We start from the raw sequence: 2,934 nt of genomic DNA on the forward strand, positions 1-2,934 counted from the left end.
TTCGGTGACAGTGCACGAAACTACCAAATTAGTTTTGTGCACTGTCACCGAATTGCTGTCACCGAATTGCTGTGCACTGTCACCGAATTGCCGTTCAGGTGGCCGCCAGCCCAATCCTGTCGACATTGCGCCATTGTCCACCGACCTTCCGATAGACGACAGCGGACCAATCGGCCTCTAGCGGAAGCCTCGCGACGCCACGAGCCGATCGCAAGTCCTGGTCATTCGGTGACAGTGCACGAAACGACCAAATCAGTCTCGTGTGCCGAATGAGTTGGACAACAAGCGCGACCAGGCCGGCTTAGGTGATCCACAATAGAATCGTGGTCACATGACGCCAACTCCCGCCCACCTTGCGGTAGACCACAGCCGACCCCGCCGCTTCCACCGCAAGTTTCGCAAGGCCTCCGTCCGACTTTCGGTACCAGCCGGATCGCTGCCCTGTCACTACGAAGACGGCCGTGCGGTAGTCTGCGCTGAAGACTGGAAACGTGTATTTCCTGCTCGTGCTAACGAGAGATTTTTCCGTTCCGACTTTGAACGCCGCCAGACGTTGGCTTTCCAGTTCCTCGGCCTCATCGGCACGACACAGCGAGCCTTTAACAGGCGGCTCGAGGATCTGGAAGGCTTCCGCTCCGTTGTCAGGAGCAGAAAGTGAAGCGTGCAACTTCAGGCCTAGATACTTTCGGCCGACATATTCTGGTACGGGGTACGTGTCCCAGGTCGGTGCAAGTTCACAAGGCCCGAGATCCTTTTGCTCGGCCAGCACCACCCGGAAGAGTCGTTCTGCCTCGTCGTTGAGCCGGCTTCTTTGATCATCTGCCCGTCCGACACCGGCAAGGCAGACCCACATCGTGAGGCTTCCGACGTACACGGCCTGTCGCCAGCGCCACATTGAGCGTTCACCCCCGGCCTATCAGGATGCAAAGGTTTCTGGACGGCCCCTACTCCGCCGCCTGCCTCACATGCCGCTCGGTGACGGTGCGCATCGTCACCAGTTCCTCGGCGGCGGAGGGATGCAGCGCGACGGTGGCGTCGAAATCGGCCTTGGTGGCCTTCATCTTGATGGCGATCGCCACCGCCTGCGTGATCTCGGCGGCGGCGTCGCCGACGATGTGGCAGCCGAGCACGCGGTCGCTTGAGCCGTCGACCACGAGCTTCATCAGCACGCGGGTGTCGCGGCCGGACATCGTCGCCTTGATCGGCCGGAACGTCGTCTTGTAGATGTCGACGCGGTCGTACATCTCGCGCGCCTGGGTCTCGGTCAGGCCGACGGTGCCGACCTCGGGCTGGCAGAACACGGCGGTCGGAATGTCGGCGTGGTCGACGCGCACGGATTTGCCGCCGAACACGGTGTCGGCGAAGGCGTGGCCCTCGCGGATCGCGACCGGCGTCAGGTTGAAGCGATGGGTGACGTCGCCGATCGCATAGATGCTCGGCACCGAGCTCTGCGAGAACGCGTCGACCGCGATGCCGCCATTGCGCGGGTTGATGGCGACGCCCGCCTTCTCCAGGCCGAGATTGGCCACCGCGGGATGGCGGCCGATCGCGAACATCACCTTGTCGGAGGCGATGCTGGAGCCGTTCGACAGATGCGTCGTGCAGTCCTTGCCGTGCCTGTCGACGCTGGTGACGGTGCATCCCGTGAGGATGGTGATGCCTTCCTTCTCCATCTCGGCGCGCACGTGCTTGCGGACGTCCTCGTCGAAGCCGCGCAGGATGTTGTCGCCGCGATAGACGACGGTGACGTCGGAGCCGAAATTGGCGAAGATGCAGGCGAATTCGAGCGCGATGTAGCCGCCGCCCTGGATCACGATCCGGCGCGGCAGCTCATCCAGATGAAACGCCTCGTTGGAGGAGATGACGTGCTCGATGCCGGGAATCGGCGTGCCGTGATTGGGCGCGCCGCCGGTCGCGATCAGGATGGTTTTGGCGCGGACGGTCTCGCCGGTGGCGAGCCGCACCGTGTGCGCATCCTCCAGCACGGCCCGGGTCTTGACGATCTTGGCGCCCGACTTCTCGACATTGGCGGCGTAGGCCGCCTCGAGCCGGGCGATCTCCTTGTCCTTGTTGGCGATCAGCGTCGGCCAGTCGAACGTCGCGGACGGGATGGTCCAGCCGAAGCCGGCGGCATCGGCGATCTCCTGGCGGACATGCGAGCCGATCACGAACAGCTTCTTGGGCACACAGCCGCGGATCACGCAGGTGCCGCCCATGCGGTACTCTTCGGCGATCATGACGCGGGCGCCATAGCCGCTCGCGATGCGGGCGGCGCGCACGCCACCCGAGCCGCCACCGATCACGAACAGGTCGACGTCGAATTCAGCCATGGGTCCTCCGGCCCGACCTGTCCCGCGACACGCGTCAGATCGGCTTGTTGCGCTTGCGCATCTCGGCGCGGAACTGCGCGGTCACCGTCTCGGAGAATTCGGCGGCCCACTGGTTCGTCGCCATCATGCTCATCTGGATCGCCTTCGGCTCGGCGTTGATCAGCTTCTGCCCGAGCGGCGTCTTGTAGAAGGCGACGAGATTGGCGATCTCGGCGTCGGTGAACTCGTTGCAGTAGATCTGCGCCATCTTGTCGCCGATCTCCTTCTCCTTGCCCGCATAGGTCTGCGCGACCACCACCGCGACCTCGTCGAGGTCCTTCTGGTAGTTGAGGTTGGACTGCAGCAGCGTCTGCTTGGCCTGCTGCACGATGCCGGGAACGGCATTGGCGTACAGCGCGGAGGCGTTCTTCATCGCCAGAATCTCCTTCGCGCCGGCCATGCAGGCGGCCGAGGCCGGCTTCAGCGCCGGCGGCTGGCCCTGCGCCTGCACGGCAGCCGGGCTCGCCGCGGCCACAGCCAGCACGAGGCCGGCGGCCGGGAGGATTCTGAACACGCTCTTCATTCCAAGTCTCCTGTGAGATGACGGTCCAAAGCGCAGTTTCGT

Annotated in this window: 3 protein-coding genes; all 3 read right to left on the minus strand. The window is 64.0% G+C overall.

Annotated elements, in window-relative coordinates; translation table 11 throughout:
• Positions 1 to 301: 301 nt before the first annotated feature.
• The 3 genes from BRAS3809_RS28495 to BRAS3809_RS28505 all read right to left on the minus strand — a co-directional run bounded on the left by BRAS3809_RS28495 (position 302) and on the right by BRAS3809_RS28505 (position 2,892).
• Complete coding sequence (locus BRAS3809_RS28495) at positions 302 to 874, minus strand: hypothetical protein (protein WP_240535791.1); 573 nt, start codon at positions 872 to 874, stop codon at positions 302 to 304.
• A 70-nt stretch (positions 875 to 944) separates the two neighbouring features.
• A complete protein-coding gene (gene gor, locus BRAS3809_RS28500) occupies positions 945 to 2,330 on the minus strand; it encodes a glutathione-disulfide reductase (protein ID WP_008965476.1) in 1,386 nt (461 codons plus the stop codon).
• A 34-nt stretch (positions 2,331 to 2,364) separates the two neighbouring features.
• The gene (locus tag BRAS3809_RS28505; protein ID WP_008965477.1) at positions 2,365 to 2,892 is read right to left on the minus strand and encodes a DUF2059 domain-containing protein; all 528 of its coding nucleotides are present in this window, start codon (positions 2,890 to 2,892) and stop codon (positions 2,365 to 2,367) included.
• Positions 2,893 to 2,934: the final 42 nt, after the last annotated feature.

This window comes from Bradyrhizobium sp. STM 3809 (assembly GCF_000239795.1).
GTDB lineage: Bacteria > Pseudomonadota > Alphaproteobacteria > Rhizobiales > Xanthobacteraceae > Bradyrhizobium.

What these genes read in the sequence shown, in the direction of transcription:
- BRAS3809_RS28505 (WP_008965477.1), bottom strand. Translation starts at nt 2,892, where the DNA reads ATGAAGAGCGTGTTCAGAATCCTCCCGGCCGCCGGCCTCGTGCTGGCT.
- gor (WP_008965476.1), bottom strand. Translation starts at nt 2,330, where the DNA reads ATGGCTGAATTCGACGTCGACCTGTTCGTGATCGGTGGCGGCTCGGGT.